Here is a 16,842-nt window from a genome sequence, read left to right on the forward strand (position 1 = left end):
CGTTTTGTTATCCGGTTTGAAGCCGTATGACCACTCCCTTTTGTGGGCAACTGTCAGGTGAATACCATCTCCATACAGTCTATTAGACGTCGAGGTTGGCAACCCGCAGGGCGTTGGTCTCGATGAAGTCGCGACGGGGCTCTACGGCGTCACCCATCAGGGTGGAGAAGAGCTGGTCGGCGCCGACCGCATCGTCGATGGTGACACGCAGCATGCGACGGGCTTCCGGATCCATGGTGGTTTCCCACAGCTGCTCCGGGTTCATCTCCCCCAGCCCTTTATAGCGCTGGATGTAGATGCCACGCTTGCCTTCGCCCATCAGCCACTCGACCGCTTCAACGAAGCTGGCGACCGGCTTCACCTTCTCGCCACGCTTGATGTAACCGCCTTCCTCGATCAGGTTGGCGATCTCCTTGCCCAGGGAGACCAGCTGACGGTACTCGGAGGATTGCAGGAAGTCGTAGCTGAGCGGGTATTCGCGGTCGACCCCGTGCTGGCGTACCACTGCGTGCGGCACGAACAGACGGCGCTCTTCATCGTGGCGTACCTGCATCTGGTACTGGATGCCGTGGTTGCTCTCGTTGAGCACGGCCTCCATGCTCTGGCACCAGGCCAGCAGATCGCTCTCGCTGGCCAGCAGGGTTTCGTTCAACTCAGGCTGATAGATCAGCTGGGTCAGCACGGCTTCCGGGGCACGACGGGACATGCGGGTGATCAGGTGAGTCACGGCGCGATGCTGGTTGACCAGACGCTCCAGCGCCTCGCCACCGATGGCCGGGGCAGACTCGTTGACGTGCAGGGTCGCACCGTCCAGCGCCATGGCGGTCTGGTACTGCAACAATGCGTCTTCGTCTTTCAGGTACTGCTCCTGCTTGCCCTTCTTCACCTTGTAGAGCGGCGGCTGGGCGATGAAGACATAGCCACGCTCGATGATTTCCGGCATCTGACGATAGAAGAAGGTCAGCAGCAGGGTACGGATGTGCGCACCATCGACGTCCGCATCCGTCATGATGATGATGTTGTGATAGCGCAGCTTGTCCGGGTTGTACTCGTCGCGACCGATGCCACAGCCCAGGGCGGTGATCAGGGTGCCCACCTCCTGGGAGGAGATCATCTTGTCGAAACGGGCCTTCTCCACGTTCAGGATTTTACCCTTGAGGGGCAGGATGGCCTGGTTCTTCCGGTTGCGACCCTGCTTGGCGGAGCCGCCAGCAGAGTCCCCTTCCACGATGTAGAGTTCGGAGAGCGCCGGGTCTTTCTCCTGACAGTCCGCCAGCTTGCCGGGCAGACCGGCGATATCCAGCGCGCCCTTGCGGCGGGTCAGTTCGCGGGCCTTGCGGGCCGCTTCGCGGGCACGGGCCGCATCGATGATCTTGTTGACCACGATCTTGGCATCGCCCGGGTTTTCCAGCAGGAAGTCCGCCAGCTTCTCGCCCATCGCCTGTTCCACGGCGGTCTTCACCTCGGACGAGACCAGCTTGTCCTTGGTCTGGGAGGAGAACTTGGGATCAGGCACCTTGACGGAGATAACGGCAATCAGACCTTCACGGACGTCGTCACCACTGGCGGCGGACTTGGCCTTCTTGCTGTAGTCCTCCTTGTCCATGTAGTTGTTCAGCGTCCGGGTCAGCGCGGTACGGAAGCCCACCAGGTGGGTACCACCATCCCGCTGCGGAATGTTGTTGGTGAAGCAGTAGACCCCTTCCTGATAGGCGTCGTTCCACTGCATGGCGACTTCGACACCGATGCCGTCCTGCTCTGTGGTGAAGTGGAACACCTTGGGGTGGATCGGGGTCTTGTTCTGGTTCAGGTACTCGACGAAGGCCTTGATGCCCCCTTCGTAGCAGAAGTGCGCCTCGCGCCCATCACGCTCGTCCATCAGACGGATGGAGACGCCGGAGTTGAGGAAGGAGAGCTCGCGCAGACGCTTGGCCAGGATCTCGTAGTGGAACAGGGTGTCGCTGAAGATGGTCGGGCTCGGCCAGAAGCGAACTTCGGTCCCGGTGCCGGTGCTGTCACCAATCTGCTTGAGGGGTGCCTGCGGCTCGCCCAGGTGATAGGTCTGCTCGTAGACATGACCGTTGCGGCGGATGGTCAGCAGCAGCTTGTCGGAAAGCGCGTTCACCACGGAGACACCCACACCGTGCAGACCGCCGGACACCTTGTAGGAGTTGTCATCGAATTTGCCGCCTGCGTGCAGCACGGTCATGATGACTTCGGCGGCGGAGCGGCCCTCTTCCGGGTGGATGTCCACCGGAATGCCGCGACCGTTGTCGCGCACGGAGACGGAGCCGTCGGAATGGATCTTGACCTGGATATCGGAGCAGTAGCCAGCCAGAGCCTCGTCGATGGAGTTGTCGACGACCTCGAACACCATGTGGTGCAGGCCCGATCCATCGTCCGTATCGCCGATATACATCCCCGGGCGCTTGCGGACCGCATCCAGGCCCTTCAGCACCTTGATATTCGAGGAGTCGTAAGTATTTTCACTCATAGCTTACTCTCTGCCTTCTCTAACGTTTCGGAGATCTTGCCTTGTTCCACGTGGAACAGCTTGCAGTCACTCGCATCCATCATGTCTGCGAGCTGACCGGTATCGATGGCGGTGATGAACACCTGGGACGCGCACTGCTTCAGCCTTGCGGCCAGCAGACGACGTTTGTCGACATCCAGTTCAGAGGCAAAATCATCAATTAAAAAAATACAGCCGCGGCTGCTATGTTGATTCAAATAGAGCCCTTGGGCCAGCCGCATGGCACAGACCAGCAACTTCAGCTGACCCCTGGACAAAATATCCTGCGCGGGCACGCCGTTCGCCTTGAGCCGCACGTCCGCCTTCTGCGGACCGACCCCAGTGTACCCCAGCGAACGATCCCGTTCGAACCCCGCCTCCAGCAATGCATCGAGGGGAGTGTCTTTTTCCCAGCCTCGATAGAATCCAAGACTGATATCGAACTCCGGCAGAAAATCTGCCGTCATCTCCTTGATCAGGGGCGTAATGGCCTGACAATAACTGGCGCGAAACCCCGCCAGCTCGCCACCCAGTCGCACCAGCTCCTGATCCCAGAACGCCAGTTGACGATACTGGGTGCTCTGGCGCAGCAAGGCATTGCGCTGCTTCAACAGCCGACGCACCCGCCCCCAGAGGGAGAAGAAGGTCGGCTCCTGATGGAAAACACCCCAGTCGAGCCAGGCACGGCGGGCCTGGGGCCCACCGGTCAGCAGGCTGAAACCATCGGGGTGGATCAACTGTACCGGCAACAGCTCCGCCAGATCGGCCAGGCGCTGGGCCTGGGCACCGGCGATCTTGAGCTGGGTTTCGCCCCCCTTGTCCTTGGCAAGCCCGATGGGCACCTGACGCCCCTCCAGCTCGCACTGGGCAAACAGGGTAAAGGCCCGCTCGCCCTGGCGGATGACCCGCCCGGTCAAATGGGTACGAAACGAGCGGCCGAGACCAAGGTAATGAATGGCTTCCAGCACGCTGGTCTTGCCGCTGCCGTTGCTCCCGACCAGGATATTGAGGCCGGGAGACAGCGCGAGACTGGCGTGCTGAATGTTGCGAAAGTCGCTGAGCTGGAGTTTGACCAGGGACACGACTAGATCCGCATCGGCATCACCACATACTGGGCATCTTGGTTCTCAAAATCCTCAATAATGGCGCTGCTGATGGAATCGCTCAGGCTGATCCGGATTTGGTCACATTTTAACGTATTCAACACGTCCAGCACATAGGAGACGTTGAAGCCGATCTCCATCTCGCCAGCGGCGTATTGTACGTCAAGCAGCTCTTCGGCTTCTTCCTGTTCCGGGTTGTTGGCGGTGATGCGCAGCAGGTTTTCCTGCAGATTGAGACGCACCCCACGGAATTTCTCGTTGGAGAGGATGGCGGCACGGGCAAAGGCCTGGCGCAGATCCTCGCGACCGGCGATCAGGGCCTTGTCGCTCCCCCTCGGGATGACGCGGCGCCAGTCCGGGAAACGGCCATCCACCAGCTTGGAGGTGAAAATGAAGCCATCCAGGGCGGCGCGCAGATTGCTGCGGCCCACTTGCAGCCTTACCGGCTTGTCTTCCGCTTCCAGCAGGCGCACCAGCTCCAGCACCCCTTTGCGCGGCAGGATGACCTGATGATCGGGCAGCGATTCCCCCACCACCTCGCGGCGGCAGGTGGCCAGCCGGTGACCGTCCGTCGCCACGGTACGCAGGCCGTGGCCTTCGCTCTCGAACAGCATGCCGTTCAGGTAGTAGCGCACGTCCTGGCTCGCCATGGAGAACTGGGTCGCGTCGATGAGTTTTTTCAGCTCCAGCTGGCTGATGTCGAACTCGAGCACGGATTCCCAATCCTCGATGTTCGGGTATTCGGTCGCCGGCAGGGTCGACAGGTTGAAGCGGGAGCGGCCGGAACGGATGATGAGGCGCTCTCCCTCGGTGCTGAGACGGATCTCCGCCCCCTCCGGCAGACCGCGACAGATGTCCAGCAGCTTGCGCGCCGGCACTGTGGTGCGGCCATCCTGGCTGTCGCTGTTGAGATAGACCTGTCCGATCATCTCCACCTCGAGATCGGTCCCGGTCAGCGACAGCAGGCCATTGCTGACATCGAGCAGGACGTTGCCGAGGATGGGCAGGGTCGGCCGGCCACCCAGGGCACCGGACACCAGTTGCAGGGGACGTAACAGGGCCTCACGGCTAATTTCGAGCTGCATCTGTGCTCTCCGTTGTTATTGGGAGGAAAGGATTCGGATCAGGCTGGAACATGCAATCTGCATCTGTGCACTCCGTTCCGTTATCAGGAAGAAAGGGTACGGATCAGGTTGGAATAGTCTTCCTTGATGTCGTGACTCTCTTCCTTCAGCTGCTCGATCTTGCGGCAGGCATGAAGAACCGTGGTGTGGTCACGGCCACCAAAGGCATCCCCTATCTCAGGCAAGCTGTGGTTGGTCAGCTCCTTGGCCAGCGCCATCGCCAGCTGGCGCGGGCGAGCAACGGAGCGGGAGCGACGCTTGGAGAGCAGATCCGCCAGCTTGATCTTGTAATACTCCGCCACCGTCTTCTGGATGTTGTCGATGGTGACCAGCTTCTCCTGCAAGGCCAGGAGATCGCGCAGCGCCTCGCGCACGAAGTCGATGTTGATGGCGCGGCCGGTGAAGTTGGCGTTGGCGATCACCCGGTTGAGGGCGCCTTCCAGTTCACGGACGTTGGAGCGAAGCCGCTTGGCGATGAAGAAGGCCACTTCGTCTGGCAAATGGATCTGGTTCTCGTCCGCCTTGCGCATCAGGATGGCAACCCGGGTCTCCAGCTCGGGCGGCTCGATCGCCACCGTGAGCCCCCAGCCGAAGCGGGACTTGAGACGATCTTCCACCCCGTTGATCTCTTTCGGATAGCGGTCCGAGGTCAGAATGATCTGCTGGTTGCCTTCAAGCAGGGCATTGAAGGTGTGGAAGAACTCCTCCTGGGAGCGCTCCTTGTTGGCGAAGAACTGGATGTCATCGATGAGCAGGGCATCGACGCTACGGTAATAACGCTTGAACTCTTCAATGGCGTTATTCTGCAGCGCCTTCACCATGTCCTGCACGAACCGTTCGGAGTGCATGTAGATGACTTTGGCGTCTTTCTTGCGATCCTTGATGGCATTGCCAACGGCGTGCAGCAGGTGGGTCTTGCCCAGGCCGGTTCCGCCATAGAGGAACAGCGGGTTGTAGGCACCACCCGGATTGTCGGCCACCTGACGGGCGGCCGCACGGGCCAGCTGGTTGGACTTACCCTCGACGAAATTCTCGAAGGTATAGTTCACGTTGGTGTTGCTCTTGTGGTTTGGCTCGGGCTTGTTTTCGGCCTTGTTTTCCCAGCTCTTGGGAGAGTTATTCACAGGATCGACACCACGGGCCGGCGCCCTGGCGACCGCGACGGGATGAGGGCGATTGCCGATATCAAAACGCAGGGTGGGAGCGTCGGCTCCGCACAGCTCGTTGATGATGCCGTTGACCCGGAGCAGGTACTTGTCGCGTACCCAGTCCAGAACAAAGCGGTTCGGTGCATACAGGGTCAGAGTATTGTCACTCAACTCCGCTTGAAGCGGCCGGATCCACATGCTGAATTCTGCCGAGGGCAACTCATCTTGCAGCCGGTTAAGGCACTGCTGCCATAGCGAAGCAGTCACTCTAGACTCCCGTCAATTGATTAAGTAAAGACCGGCTATTCTACGTTTTTAGTGGCCGGATCTCCAGTTGCTGCCGCACGGATCCAGCAAATAAGATCCTTGACTTTCAAGGATCCAACGCCCCAGGATCCCATTTCATCCCCAAAGTTACCCACAGCCGGATATCGGCAATGTGGACAGAATGGCGCGCTGCAACCATAGTTATTTTATATAACCAAATATCATTTATTTTTTATATTTTATTCCAATAACATCAGCGCCAACCCGTGATTACAACTAAAAATACAGCACTACAGAGAGAGGAATCCCCATGAAATCCACCATCAAACTGATTTCCGGCGCCGCCATTCTGCTGGCCAGCCTGTCCGGCCAGGCCATCGCCCAGGAAACCATCAAGGTCGGCATGTCCGGCAAATATTTCCCGTTCACCTTCGTCAAGCAGGACAAGCTGCAGGGCTTCGAGGTGGACATGTGGAACCAGATCGGTGAGCGCACCGGCTACAAGGTCGAGTTCGTGACCGCCAGCTTCTCCGGCCTGTTCGGCATGCTGGAAACCGGCCGCGTCGACACCATCTCCAACCAGATCACCATCACCGACGAGCGCAAGGCCAAGTACGCCTTCTCCCAGCCCTATGTCTATGACGGTGCTCAGATCGTGGTCCGCAAGGGCAACAACACCATCCACGGCATCAAAGACCTGGAAGGCAAGAAAGTCGCCGTCAACCTGGGCTCCAACTTCGAAGAGCTGCTGCGCAAGAACGACCCCAACAAGAAGATCGATATCCGTACCTATGACTCCGCCTTCGAGCAGGATGTCGCCCTGGGCCGCATCGACGCCTTCGTGATGGACCGCGTCTCCACCGCCCAGCTGATCAAGGAATCCAAGCTGCCGCTGCAACAGGCTGGTGCACCGTTCGAAACCATCGAGAACGCCCTGCCCTTCCTGAAGACCCCGGAAAAGCAGGCCGTGCTGAAAAAGGTTGACGATGCCCTCACCGCCATGCGCAAAGACGGCACCCTGACCAAAATCTCCGAAAAATGGTTCGCAGCGGACATCACCAGCAAATAAATGATGGAATTTGACCTCGAGTACACGCTAGGGCTGTTTCCCATCCTGCTCAAATACCTGGGCACCACGATGGAAATGGCCCTGTGGGGATTCGTATTGGCACTCGTACTGTCGCTGATCCTGGCGATAGTACGGGTGTTTCGCGTTCCCGCACTTCACTGGCTGGCGATGCTGTATATCTCGTTCTTCCGGGGTACACCGCTGCTCGTCCAGCTGTTCCTGCTCTATTACGGGCTGCCGCAGCTCTTCCCCATCTTCGTGGGGATGGATGCCTTTACCGCCGCCATCATCGGCCTGACCCTGCACTTTGCCGCCTACATGGCCGAGTCGATCCGGGCAGCCATTCTCGGCATCCACAAGAGCCAGATGGAAGCCGCCCTCAGCATCGGCATGAGCCGGCTGCAGGCGATGCAGCGGATCATCCTGCCCCAGGCTGCCCGCATCGCGACACCATCGCTGATGAACTACTTCATCGACATGATCAAGAGCACCTCCCTGGCGTTTACCCTGGGAGTGGCGGAGATCATGGGCAAGGCCCAGATGGAAGCGGCCTCCTCCTTCAAGTTCTTCGAGAGCTTCATGGCGGTGGCGCTGATCTACTGGGTGGTGGTCATCTTCTTCACCCGCTTGCAGCATCTGCTGGAAGTGCGGCTGAACCGTGCTTATTAAAGGAGGCCTGTCATGATCAACCTAACGGGTCTCTCCAAGGCCTATGACGGAAATCAGGTGCTCAACGGCATCGATCTTGAGGTAAAGAAGGGGGAGATTGTCGTCATCATCGGTCCTTCCGGTACCGGCAAGTCGACTCTGCTGCGCTGTCTCAACCTGTTGGAAACCCCGGATGCAGGGCGGCTCGTCATCGATGACCTCGCCGTGGATCTGGCCAAGGCCAGCGACCAGCAGGCCATCGAACTGCGCAAACGCGCCTCTTTCGTGTTCCAGAACTACGCCCTGTTCGCCAACAAGACGGCGCTGGACAACATCGCCGAGGGGCTGATCACCGTCTGGAAGCAGCCGAAGGCGGAGGCTCGTGCCACTGCCCTGGGCATCCTCAAGGACATCGGCCTCGCCGAGAAACAGGATGCCTACCCGGCCTCCCTCTCCGGCGGCCAGCAACAGCGCGTCGGCATCGGCCGGGCCATGGCGGCCCACTCCAAGGTGATCCTGTTTGACGAGCCCACCTCCGCCCTCGATCCCGAGTGGGTCGACGAGGTGCTGGGCCTGATGAAGCAGCTCGCCCGCCAGCACCAGACCATGGTGGTGGTGACCCACGAGATCGAGTTTGCCCGTGATGTCGCCGATCGGGTGATCTTCATGGAAGGAGGCCGGATCGTGGAGCAGGGGCCGCCGGATCAGATATTGGTCGATCCGCAGGATCCCCGTACCCGGGAGTTCCTGCGCAAAGTACTTAAATAGCTCTCTCTTTGGCGGCCTGGCCGCCTTTTTTCTTGAGGGATCCTTGTTTAACCCCGGGTTGCCAGTATAATTCGGGGCCCTTGATCCTCCGGATCCTGCCAGATTATCCCGCTCGGTCGACGAACGGGGCGAGATGGAAAGGAACGGCGGATTGACGAGAAGCTGAACTCTGTTTAGAATTCGGCCTCTTTTGCTAGTCGTCACACGCTATAGCTGGCGCGTCGGCTAAGTGTGACAATCAAAACTGTACAGAAATACGGAATCGAATCATGAAACGTACTTTTCAACCGTCCAACCTGAAGCGCAAGCGCTCTCACGGTTTCCGCGCTCGCATGGCTACTGCCAACGGCCGCAAAGTTCTGGCCGCTCGTCGTGCCAAGGGTCGTGCCCGCCTGGTAGTCTAATGCCTACCCAGCACACCTTCTCTCGGGAGTTACGTCTGTTAACTCCCGAACACTTCAAACGCGTTTTCGCCGAGCCTGTCCGGGCCGCTTCTCCGCAAATTACGCTTCTTGCTTGCCCCAACTCCCTCGAACACCCCCGTCTTGGCCTCGCCGTGCCCAAAAAGGCGCTCAAGCGTGCCGTCTGGCGCAACCGTGTAAAACGAGTGGTTCGGGAAAGTTTTCGCCTCAATCAAGCCAATCTGCCCGCTATCGACATCGTCGTGATCGCCAAGGGTGGCGTGAAGGAGATGGACAACGAAGCGCTGTTCAAGTTACTGGAAAAGCTATGGCGCACTCTGTCACGCCGTTGCAATGGGTAGCAATCAAACTGATACGCCTGTATCAGCTAATCATTAGTCCCCTGCTCGGGCCGCGCTGCCGTTTCACCCCGACTTGTTCCCAATTTGCGATAGAAGCAATCCGACTTCACGGTTTCATAAAAGGCGTTTGGTTAGCCAGCAAACGTCTATTAAAATGCCATCCCTTATCCGAGGGTGGTTATGACCCGGTTCCGCAACCAAAGCGAAGAAACTGAAGACTATGGAATCACAACGCAATTTACTCCTGATCGGTTTGCTGTTCGTGAGCTTCTTGCTCTGGCAACAGTGGGAGTCCGACAAGGCTCCGAAGCCGGCCCCGACTACCGTGGCCCAAACCGAACATTTCGTACCTGAAGCCGGTCAGACCGGTGATATTCCTCAGGTTTCCGAGCAAGCAAATGGTAACGCCGCGCGCAAGCTGATCACCGTCTCCTCCGACGTGCTCAAATTGACCCTGGATACCCAGGGCGGTGACATCGTCTCTGCCGAACTGCTGGCACACAAGCTGGAAGAAGGCAAGGAACAGCCGTTCACCCTGCTGACCAGCCAGCCTGCCCACCTCTATGTGGCCCAGAGCGGTCTGGTCGGTCGCAATGGTCCGGACAGCCAGGCCCAGGGTCGTCCTACCTATGAAGCCGCCCAGACCAGCTATCAGCTGGCCGATGGTCAGGATCAAGTCGTCGTTCCGATGACCTGGACCGACAGCAAGGGTGTGGTCTTCACCAAGGAGTTCGTGCTCAAGCGCGGTGATTACGCCGTGGGCGTCGACTACAAGATCGACAACAAGTCTGCCGAGCCGGTCCAGGTACAGTTCTACGGTCAGCTGAAGCAGACCATGACCACGCCGAAGGATCAGGAAGGTCATGCCATGGTGGCCAGTGCCTACCGTGGTGGTGCCTTCTCCAGCGAAGACTCCCGCTACAAGAAGTACACCTTCGACGAGATGAAGGATGCCGACCTGAACAAGACCACCCAGGGTGGTTGGGTCGCCATGCTGCAGCACTACTTCGTCTCTGCCTGGGCCCCGAATGCCAACGACACCAACAGCTTCTACAGCCGCGTGATCCCGGGCAAGGACCAGGCCATCATCGGCTACAAGGCGCCGCTGGTTGACGTCGCTGCCGGCCAGCAGGCCGAGGTGAGCGGCAAGCTGTGGATCGGTCCCAAGCTGCAGGATCAGATGGCCAAGGTGGCAAACCACCTGGATCTGACCGTCGACTACGGCTGGCTCTGGTTCATCGCCCAACCGCTGCACTGGCTGCTGACCGTGTTCCACGGTTTCGTCCAGAACTGGGGTCTGGCCATTATCATGCTGACCCTGCTGGTGCGCGGCATCATGTTCCCGCTGACCAAGGCCCAGTACACCTCCATGGCCAAGATGCGCATGCTCCAGCCCAAGCTGGCTGCGCTCAAGGAACGCTTCGGTGACGATCGCCAGAAGATGTCCCAGGGCATGATGGAGCTGTACAAGAAGGAGAAGGTCAACCCGCTGGGCGGCTGCCTGCCCATCCTGGTACAGATGCCCATCTTCATCGCCCTCTACTGGGCACTGATGGAGTCTGTCGAGCTGCGCCACGCGCCGTTCGCCCTGTGGATCACCGACCTGTCGGTGAAGGACCCCTTCTTCGTGCTGCCAATCCTCATGGGTGCCTCCATGTGGTATCTGCAGAAGATGAGCCCGACCACCATCACGGACCCGATGCAGCAGAAGGTGATGCAGTTCATGCCGATCATCTTCACCTTCATGTTCCTCTGGTTCCCGGCAGGTCTGACTCTGTACTGGCTGGTGAGCAACGTCATCTCCATCATCCAGCAGACCATCATCTATCGTCAGCTGGAGAAGAAAGGCCTGCACTCACGCAACTGATGCGCAGCCCATCTTTCCTGATGACAAAAGAGGCGGCCTTCGGGCCGCCTTTTTTATTACAATGTCCCCCACCCTCTTACTCATTCAGCCAACCAGCGAGTCAAGCAAGATGACAACAGATACCATCGTGGCCCAGGCCACCGCCCCCGGCCGTGGCGGCGTCGGCATAGTCCGCGTCTCCGGCCCTGCCGCCGAGCGGGTCGCCGAGATAGTGCTCGGCAAGCTCCCCAGGGTGCGTTATGCCGAATATCTGCCGTTCAGGGACGAGCAGGGCCAGGCGCTGGATCAGGGCATAGCCCTGCTGTTCAAGGCCCCCAACAGCTTCACCGGCGAAGACGTACTGGAGCTGCAGGGCCATGGCGGCCCCGTCATTCTCGACATGCTGATCCGCCGCATCCTGCAGATCGACGGCATCCGCCCCGCCCGCCCGGGCGAGTTCAGCGAGCGCGCCTTCCTCAACGACAAGCTGGATCTGGCCCAGGCCGAGGCCATCGCCGATCTCATCGAAGCCTCCAGCGAGCAGGCCGCCCGCAGCGCCATGCACTCCCTCCAGGGGCAGTTCTCCGGCAAGGTTCAGCAGTTGGTGGAGAGCCTCACCCGGCTGCGCATCTATGTGGAAGCGGCCATCGACTTCCCGGATGAAGAGATCGACTTTCTCTCCGACGGCAAGGTGGCGGGTGACCTCTACGCCATCATGTCCGAGCTGGACGACGTGCGCGGCGAGGCCAAGCAGGGTGCCCTGCTGCGAGAGGGGATGAAGGTGGTGATCGCCGGTCGCCCCAACGCCGGTAAATCGAGCCTGCTCAACGCCCTCGCAGGCCGCGAGTCCGCCATCGTCACCGAGATCGCCGGTACCACCCGCGACGTGCTGCGCGAGCACATCCATCTGGATGGCATGCCGCTGCACATCATCGACACCGCGGGCCTGCGCGATACCCAGGACAAGGTGGAACAGATCGGCATCGAGCGTGCCTGGGCCGAGATCGAACAGGCCGACCGGGTGCTGTTCATGGTGGACGGCACCACCACGGATGCCGTCGATCCCCACGACATCTGGCCGGAATTCGTTGATCGGTTGCCAAAAAACATCGGCCTCACCGTGGTGCGCAACAAGGCGGACCTGACCGGCGAGGATCTGGCACCGAGCCAGGAGCAGGGCCACGCCGTCTATCGCATCTCCGCCAAGACCGAGCTGGGGCTGCCCGCCCTGCGCGAGCACCTCAAGGCCTGCATGGGCTTCCAGGGCAATACCGAGGGGGGCTTCATGGCCCGCCGCCGCCACCTGGACGCACTGGAGCGCGCAGCCGAGCGGCTGCTGGTAGCCAGGGAGCAGCTTGAGGTCTATGTGGCTGGCGAACTGGTGGCCGAGGAGCTGCGCCTGGCCCAGGAGTCCCTGTCCGAAATCACGGGCGAGTTCAGCTCCGACGATCTGCTGGGCCGCATCTTCTCCAGCTTCTGCATCGGCAAGTAATGTGGTGAAAAATCAGCAATAAAAAGCAGCCAGTGAGAACATAAGGCATTGTAAATATTGGACTTTGTTTTTTACTGGCTATTCTTGCCTGATCTTGTTTCGTGAGAATTTACCCCGAGAGTACCCCAAAGTAACCTCTCGGGGTACTTTCGGGGGACAATTATGAAGATCAGCATCGAATTACGCGAACCTGACGCCGAAGGCAAGCGCGCTCTGCGCTTAACCTATTACGCCGGCTCCTACCTTGAACCAACCACGGGCATCCGCAAGCACAAACGCAGCAGAGAGCCCCTGGATCTCTTCCTATACGACAAGCCGCGTACCCCAGCACAGCGGCTCCACAACAAAGAAACCCAGCGAGCAGCCGAAGCCATCCGCGCCAAGCGACTCTTCGAGTACGAGACCGGTAAACACCATCTGGATTTCTCGAACGCCTACAAGGCCAGCTTCTTCGAGTATTTCCAGGAGGTTACAGACCAAAAAGCGGCAGGCAGCAAGAGCAACCATTCCATCTGGATATCAGCCCTCAAGCATTTACGCCAGTACCATAAGCTGCCGGAGCTGACTTTCGAGGAAGTAGATCAGCTGTTCCTGGAGGGTTTTCGGCATTACCTGATGCACAAAGCCCGCACCAAAAGCGGCACACCACTGAGCCGCAACACCCAGAGTGCCTATTTCAACAAGTTAAGGGCGGCCCTGAACCAGGCTGAGCAGGAACGGCTGCTACCGGATAATCCGGTACGACGTGTCAAAGCTATCCAGGGGGAGAAGAACAAACGGGTTTACCTGACCGAAGACGAGGTGCGAGCCCTGGCCCAAGCCGAGTGCCGCTACGACGTTCTTAAGCGCGCCTTTCTGTTCTCTTGTTGCACTGGCTTGCGCTGGTCCGACATTCACAAGTTGACCTGGGCCGAGCTGGAGCCCTTCTATGGCCATTACCGTATCGTCTTCACCCAGAAAAAGACCAGCGGCCTGCAATACCTGGATTTGAATGACATGGCGATGCAGCTGATGGGGCGCCCAGGCAAGGCAACAGAGCGGATCTTCAAGGGCCTCAAGTACTCGGCTTGGCACAACATGGAGCTCACCCGGTGGGCGTTGCAGGCGGGTATAACCAAGAAGGTCACCTTCCACAGCGCGCGTCATACCTTCGCCGTCATCCAGCTTAACCGAGGCGTCGATATCTATGCCCTCTCCCGCTTGCTGGGGCACAGTGAGCTGAGAACCACCGAAATCTACGCCGACATTCTTGAATCGCGGCGCCGAGATGCCATGCTCGATTTCCCCAATGTCTTGGGGTGATAGAAGCACCCTCGACGAGATCATAGCCAGGAAGAGCCAACAAATAGGCCAGCGCAACCATGCGCTGGCCTAGATTATCTTAGATAATATAGATCGGATTTCAGGATCGCCCTGCAGCCCAAGCGGTAACTGGGTTTCACTGAATTGGCTTGTGACCGTTATCGTGAACTTTGTGACCACTTTCGTGATAGTTTGTGACCGTTATCGTGATAGTGCAGGCCGGCCGATGGTAAACCGCCCCTTGGCATGTTCACTGATTGACCAACCCAGTTCAGCCAGTTCATACAGCGCCTTGCGAACTCGCGATTGCCGCTTTCGGTTGGTGGCCGCGCTGGACTTATCAGTAAAAGCGTAAGAGACCAGTTTATCTAAACCTACTGGCTTGCTGCGGCCACAATCAATCCAGGCACAAAGCCGCTGATGCAATATCCGGGCAGTGCTACTACGCAGTTGCCGTACCTCAGCCAGATCGATATAGGTATATCGGCCATTACCCAATATGGCATTGGTCAGCAATGGATTAAGCGCCACAAAGAGCCTATCGGTCAGGGGATCGCTGGCATAGTTCGCCAGCAGACGAAAACCACTACGCAAGCCTGCTACCTGTGCTATTACCGATACCTTCCACAACCGCTCGACAATGCGACGCACCGTATTGGTGTCACGAGGGTTTGCGTAACCAATCTCCTTGGCCAGTTTGCGCAAGCTGCTTTTGACTACCAAGACATCCTGCTGGTTGGCAATCCCACGCAGCTGAAGTAGGTCTCGTAATATCTCTCCGGTTTCACCACTCGCAATAAGCCCAATCTTGCCACTTTCTGATTCAAGCCCAGCTAGGGCAACCAACCCTTGAAGTACGCGCAAATCGTCAGCCCCCAAGGGCTCTGGCCCAGAAAACTCAATCTGATTACCGTTATCCAAACGGTAAATCACCTCCAGCTTGTCACGGCGGCGTTGGCCATGCGAGATCGCCCTAAACAACCCGGGAGCAAGGCAGTGCATATGGTCGTGCCGGGCATGGGTCAATTCAAAGCAAGACACGTTTGCCTCCAGCCTGGCGTATTACGTCCAAACCAGCGGGGTACAGCACGCCACCTTCCTTCCGCTCCAGCCAGCGCTCCGGTAGTGGCGGCCCATAATTGCTTTTGCTTACCCCAAACCGCACGTAAAGCTGGCTCTTCTCTACCGATACGCCCAGCTGCTGCGCCTCTTTCTTGGTCATAGTGGCGAGATAGGCCTGCCAGCGAATGTTGTCCACCAGTACCGACGAACCTCTGCTTGCCTGCTGCAGATCGCCAGCCTCTTGGAAAACTGCGGATTTGCTGGTGTGGTGTACAAACAACACAGCGCATCCCTTCAGCATGGCCAGCCGTTCCAGCTGACCCAGCACCAGTGTCATAGCACAGGCTGCATTCTCATCAGCATCGTGAAAGCGTCTCAGTGTATCGATAACCACCAACCTGACCCCCTCAGCCCACATAGCAATCGCTTCCCACCAATTGCTATCCAGCACATTCGGACTGGCTCCCTGAAGCGATATCAAACGAAGGTCTCGTTCAACGTTGGCACGAAGTTCAGCATCAAGGCCTCCGCCCAAGGCAAACAAGCGCTGGTGCAGTACAGGCCAAGGGTCCTCAGCAGGCAGGTAGAGCACAGCCCCCCTGCCCAGATTGCCAAGCCCAATCCAATCCGGCCCACCGGATATCTGCATTGCTAGTTGCAATGCCAACATCGATTTGCCCACCCCTCCCGGTGACACCAACGCACCAACGCAGCCAACAGGCAGCCCCGGGAGGACAAAATCGAGGGGTTTCGGAGGTTCAATAAAAGCCGACCGGAGATCCTGGGGGCAGAGAGATGTAATCAGATCCTGTGTCATACCCACCTCACAACCGCCCATGGCTAGCTTGCCGCACACGCTTGGTTACATGCTCAGTGAGTTCGGCGTCCGGTGAAATGCGGTGGGAGAGCAGCCAGTCCAGCAGCTCAACGCGCTTAAAGTAGATCTTTTTGCCTTGTGGCTTGTAATGCGGCAGACGCTTTTCACTGGTCAGCCGGTACACATAGCTGACAGAAACCCCCAGCAACTCGGCACACTCCTCGGCAGAAATCACCTCCTTCTGCCCCTGCCCTTGCTGGATCACCAGCCGTTTCAGCTCATACAGCTCTTTCAGAATTATCCCGTTTGGATCGCTGTAAACTGACGGATTTTGCTCACGCATGCAGATGATCTCCCTGTAACAAACATCAACATGCAAAGCGTACCGGGGACCTAACGAAATACAGAGCGCTGTAAGTGCCCAAAATGGGCACTTACAGCGTTTTCTGGAAAATTTTCACATGTGAAATTTTGGCGAGAAACTGCCAGTAAAGTCATCAGGCTCCACCAGATCCGTCACAAAATGGGGTAAGAATGTTTGACTGAAAGAGGGCGTCTCTTTAAGGTTGCCCGCAACATGACCCCGGCCTCTTGGTTGCTTTGCAACTTACGCCGGGGTTGTTTTTTTGAATCTGTCTTTGTGTCGGCATACACGCCTTATTACTTCGCCATACAGCCGGTCGGTTGCTAATCATCGGGGTAACCGTTACACTTTGCGCATCTCATCTACCAGCCTTTGGCGTCAGCGTAGAAGGAGTTACGGCCCCGTCCTCTTCGGAGGGCGCGGCCAGCTTAATTCCCTCCCCTAGCAGTCAATAACTCCCATACCGTTCCCAGCGCTTGTTCATGTACAGAACCTTAAGCGGCAAGCGAATTAATAATACCGTCTAACGTGTTGTTTTGCTTGGATTTTCTCTGCCT

At 58.3% G+C, this 16,842-nt stretch carries 16 protein-coding genes; 9 read left to right on the forward strand and 7 right to left on the reverse strand.

Annotated features, from left to right (window positions below):
• Positions 1–82: 82 nt before the first annotated feature.
• The 4 genes from gyrB to dnaA all read right to left on the reverse strand — a co-directional run bounded on the left by gyrB (position 83) and on the right by dnaA (position 6,154).
• Positions 83–2,494 carry a DNA topoisomerase (ATP-hydrolyzing) subunit B gene (gene gyrB / locus OKC30_RS13800; protein ID WP_041214183.1) on the reverse strand — a complete coding sequence of 804 codons (2,412 nt, stop codon included), beginning with the start codon at positions 2,492–2,494 and terminating at the stop codon, positions 83–85.
• Positions 2,491–3,594: a DNA replication/repair protein RecF gene (gene recF, locus OKC30_RS13805; protein WP_010672287.1), complete on the reverse strand. Its 1,104-nt coding sequence runs from the start codon at positions 3,592–3,594 to the stop codon at positions 2,491–2,493. The genes gyrB and recF overlap by 4 nt, the downstream gene beginning before the upstream one ends.
• 2 nt (positions 3,595–3,596) lie before the next feature.
• The gene (gene dnaN, locus OKC30_RS13810) at positions 3,597–4,700 is read right to left on the reverse strand and encodes a DNA polymerase III subunit beta (RefSeq protein ID WP_039040646.1); all 1,104 of its coding nucleotides are present in this window, start codon (positions 4,698–4,700) and stop codon (positions 3,597–3,599) included.
• Positions 4,701–4,783: 83 nt separating this feature from the next.
• Positions 4,784–6,154 carry a chromosomal replication initiator protein DnaA gene (gene dnaA / locus OKC30_RS13815; protein ID WP_039040645.1) on the reverse strand — a complete coding sequence of 457 codons (1,371 nt, stop codon included), beginning with the start codon at positions 6,152–6,154 and terminating at the stop codon, positions 4,784–4,786.
• Between the two features lie 310 nt (positions 6,155–6,464).
• On the opposite strand from dnaA, the gene OKC30_RS13820 reads away from it, so the two are divergent.
• The 9 genes from OKC30_RS13820 to OKC30_RS13860 all read left to right on the forward strand — a co-directional run bounded on the left by OKC30_RS13820 (position 6,465) and on the right by OKC30_RS13860 (position 14,042).
• The gene (locus OKC30_RS13820) at positions 6,465–7,223 is read left to right on the forward strand and encodes an amino acid ABC transporter substrate-binding protein (protein ID WP_039040644.1); all 759 of its coding nucleotides are present in this window, start codon (positions 6,465–6,467) and stop codon (positions 7,221–7,223) included.
• The gene (locus OKC30_RS13825; protein ID WP_010672283.1) at positions 7,224–7,892 is read left to right on the forward strand and encodes an amino acid ABC transporter permease; all 669 of its coding nucleotides are present in this window, start codon (positions 7,224–7,226) and stop codon (positions 7,890–7,892) included.
• A gap of 12 nt (positions 7,893–7,904) precedes the next feature.
• Positions 7,905–8,639: an amino acid ABC transporter ATP-binding protein gene (locus tag OKC30_RS13830; protein ID WP_010672282.1), complete on the forward strand. Its 735-nt coding sequence runs from the start codon at positions 7,905–7,907 to the stop codon at positions 8,637–8,639.
• Between the two features lie 269 nt (positions 8,640–8,908).
• Positions 8,909–9,043, forward strand: coding sequence for a 50S ribosomal protein L34 (rpmH, locus tag OKC30_RS13835; RefSeq protein ID WP_005307156.1), 135 nt, complete (start codon positions 8,909–8,911; stop codon positions 9,041–9,043).
• Positions 9,043–9,402: a ribonuclease P protein component gene (rnpA, locus tag OKC30_RS13840; RefSeq protein WP_010672281.1), complete on the forward strand. Its 360-nt coding sequence runs from the start codon at positions 9,043–9,045 to the stop codon at positions 9,400–9,402. The genes rpmH and rnpA overlap by 1 nt, the downstream gene beginning before the upstream one ends.
• Complete coding sequence (yidD, locus tag OKC30_RS13845) at positions 9,369–9,617, forward strand: membrane protein insertion efficiency factor YidD (protein ID WP_010672280.1); 249 nt, start codon at positions 9,369–9,371, stop codon at positions 9,615–9,617. The genes rnpA and yidD overlap by 34 nt, the downstream gene beginning before the upstream one ends.
• Before the next feature lie 5 nt (positions 9,618–9,622).
• Complete coding sequence (gene yidC, locus OKC30_RS13850; RefSeq protein WP_010672279.1) at positions 9,623–11,269, forward strand: membrane protein insertase YidC; 1,647 nt, start codon at positions 9,623–9,625, stop codon at positions 11,267–11,269.
• A gap of 109 nt (positions 11,270–11,378) precedes the next feature.
• The gene (mnmE, locus tag OKC30_RS13855; RefSeq protein ID WP_010672278.1) at positions 11,379–12,740 is read left to right on the forward strand and encodes a tRNA uridine-5-carboxymethylaminomethyl(34) synthesis GTPase MnmE; all 1,362 of its coding nucleotides are present in this window, start codon (positions 11,379–11,381) and stop codon (positions 12,738–12,740) included.
• A gap of 162 nt (positions 12,741–12,902) precedes the next feature.
• Complete coding sequence (locus tag OKC30_RS13860; protein WP_017410485.1) at positions 12,903–14,042, forward strand: site-specific integrase; 1,140 nt, start codon at positions 12,903–12,905, stop codon at positions 14,040–14,042.
• 201 nt (positions 14,043–14,243) lie between these two features.
• On the opposite strand, the gene repC is transcribed toward OKC30_RS13860, so the two are convergent.
• From repC to OKC30_RS13875, 3 genes are read right to left on the reverse strand one after another with little or no spacing between them, the layout of a single operon-like run.
• Positions 14,244–15,083 (reverse strand): replication protein C, IncQ-type, encoded by an 840-nt coding sequence (gene repC / locus OKC30_RS13865; protein ID WP_080602781.1) that lies wholly within the window; start codon positions 15,081–15,083, stop codon positions 14,244–14,246.
• On the reverse strand, positions 15,070–15,942 hold the full coding sequence (locus tag OKC30_RS13870) for a helicase RepA family protein (RefSeq protein WP_320653553.1): 873 nt from the start codon (positions 15,940–15,942) through the stop codon (positions 15,070–15,072). Before OKC30_RS13870 ends, repC begins: the two co-directional genes overlap by 14 nt.
• Positions 15,929–16,264: a helix-turn-helix domain-containing protein gene (locus OKC30_RS13875; protein WP_042878469.1), complete on the reverse strand. Its 336-nt coding sequence runs from the start codon at positions 16,262–16,264 to the stop codon at positions 15,929–15,931. Before OKC30_RS13875 ends, OKC30_RS13870 begins: the two co-directional genes overlap by 14 nt.
• Positions 16,265–16,842: the final 578 nt, after the last annotated feature.

This window comes from Aeromonas sp. QDB18 (assembly GCF_027705325.1).
Classification (GTDB): domain Bacteria; phylum Pseudomonadota; class Gammaproteobacteria; order Enterobacterales; family Aeromonadaceae; genus Aeromonas; species Aeromonas caviae.

What these genes read in the sequence shown, in the direction of transcription:
- gyrB (WP_041214183.1), bottom strand. Translation starts at nt 2,494, where the DNA reads ATGAGTGAAAATACTTACGACTCCTCGAATATCAAGGTGCTGAAGGGC.
- dnaN (WP_039040646.1), bottom strand. Translation starts at nt 4,700, where the DNA reads ATGCAGCTCGAAATTAGCCGTGAGGCCCTGTTACGTCCCCTGCAACTG.
- OKC30_RS13820 (WP_039040644.1), top strand. Translation starts at nt 6,465, where the DNA reads ATGAAATCCACCATCAAACTGATTTCCGGCGCCGCCATTCTGCTGGCC.
- OKC30_RS13825 (WP_010672283.1), top strand. Translation starts at nt 7,224, where the DNA reads ATGATGGAATTTGACCTCGAGTACACGCTAGGGCTGTTTCCCATCCTG.
- OKC30_RS13830 (WP_010672282.1), top strand. Translation starts at nt 7,905, where the DNA reads ATGATCAACCTAACGGGTCTCTCCAAGGCCTATGACGGAAATCAGGTG.
- rpmH (WP_005307156.1), top strand. Translation starts at nt 8,909, where the DNA reads ATGAAACGTACTTTTCAACCGTCCAACCTGAAGCGCAAGCGCTCTCAC.
- rnpA (WP_010672281.1), top strand. Translation starts at nt 9,043, where the DNA reads ATGCCTACCCAGCACACCTTCTCTCGGGAGTTACGTCTGTTAACTCCC.
- yidD (WP_010672280.1), top strand. Translation starts at nt 9,369, where the DNA reads ATGGCGCACTCTGTCACGCCGTTGCAATGGGTAGCAATCAAACTGATA.
- yidC (WP_010672279.1), top strand. Translation starts at nt 9,623, where the DNA reads ATGGAATCACAACGCAATTTACTCCTGATCGGTTTGCTGTTCGTGAGC.
- mnmE (WP_010672278.1), top strand. Translation starts at nt 11,379, where the DNA reads ATGACAACAGATACCATCGTGGCCCAGGCCACCGCCCCCGGCCGTGGC.
- OKC30_RS13860 (WP_017410485.1), top strand. Translation starts at nt 12,903, where the DNA reads ATGAAGATCAGCATCGAATTACGCGAACCTGACGCCGAAGGCAAGCGC.
- OKC30_RS13870 (WP_320653553.1), bottom strand. Translation starts at nt 15,942, where the DNA reads ATGGGCGGTTGTGAGGTGGGTATGACACAGGATCTGATTACATCTCTC.
- OKC30_RS13875 (WP_042878469.1), bottom strand. Translation starts at nt 16,264, where the DNA reads ATGCGTGAGCAAAATCCGTCAGTTTACAGCGATCCAAACGGGATAATT.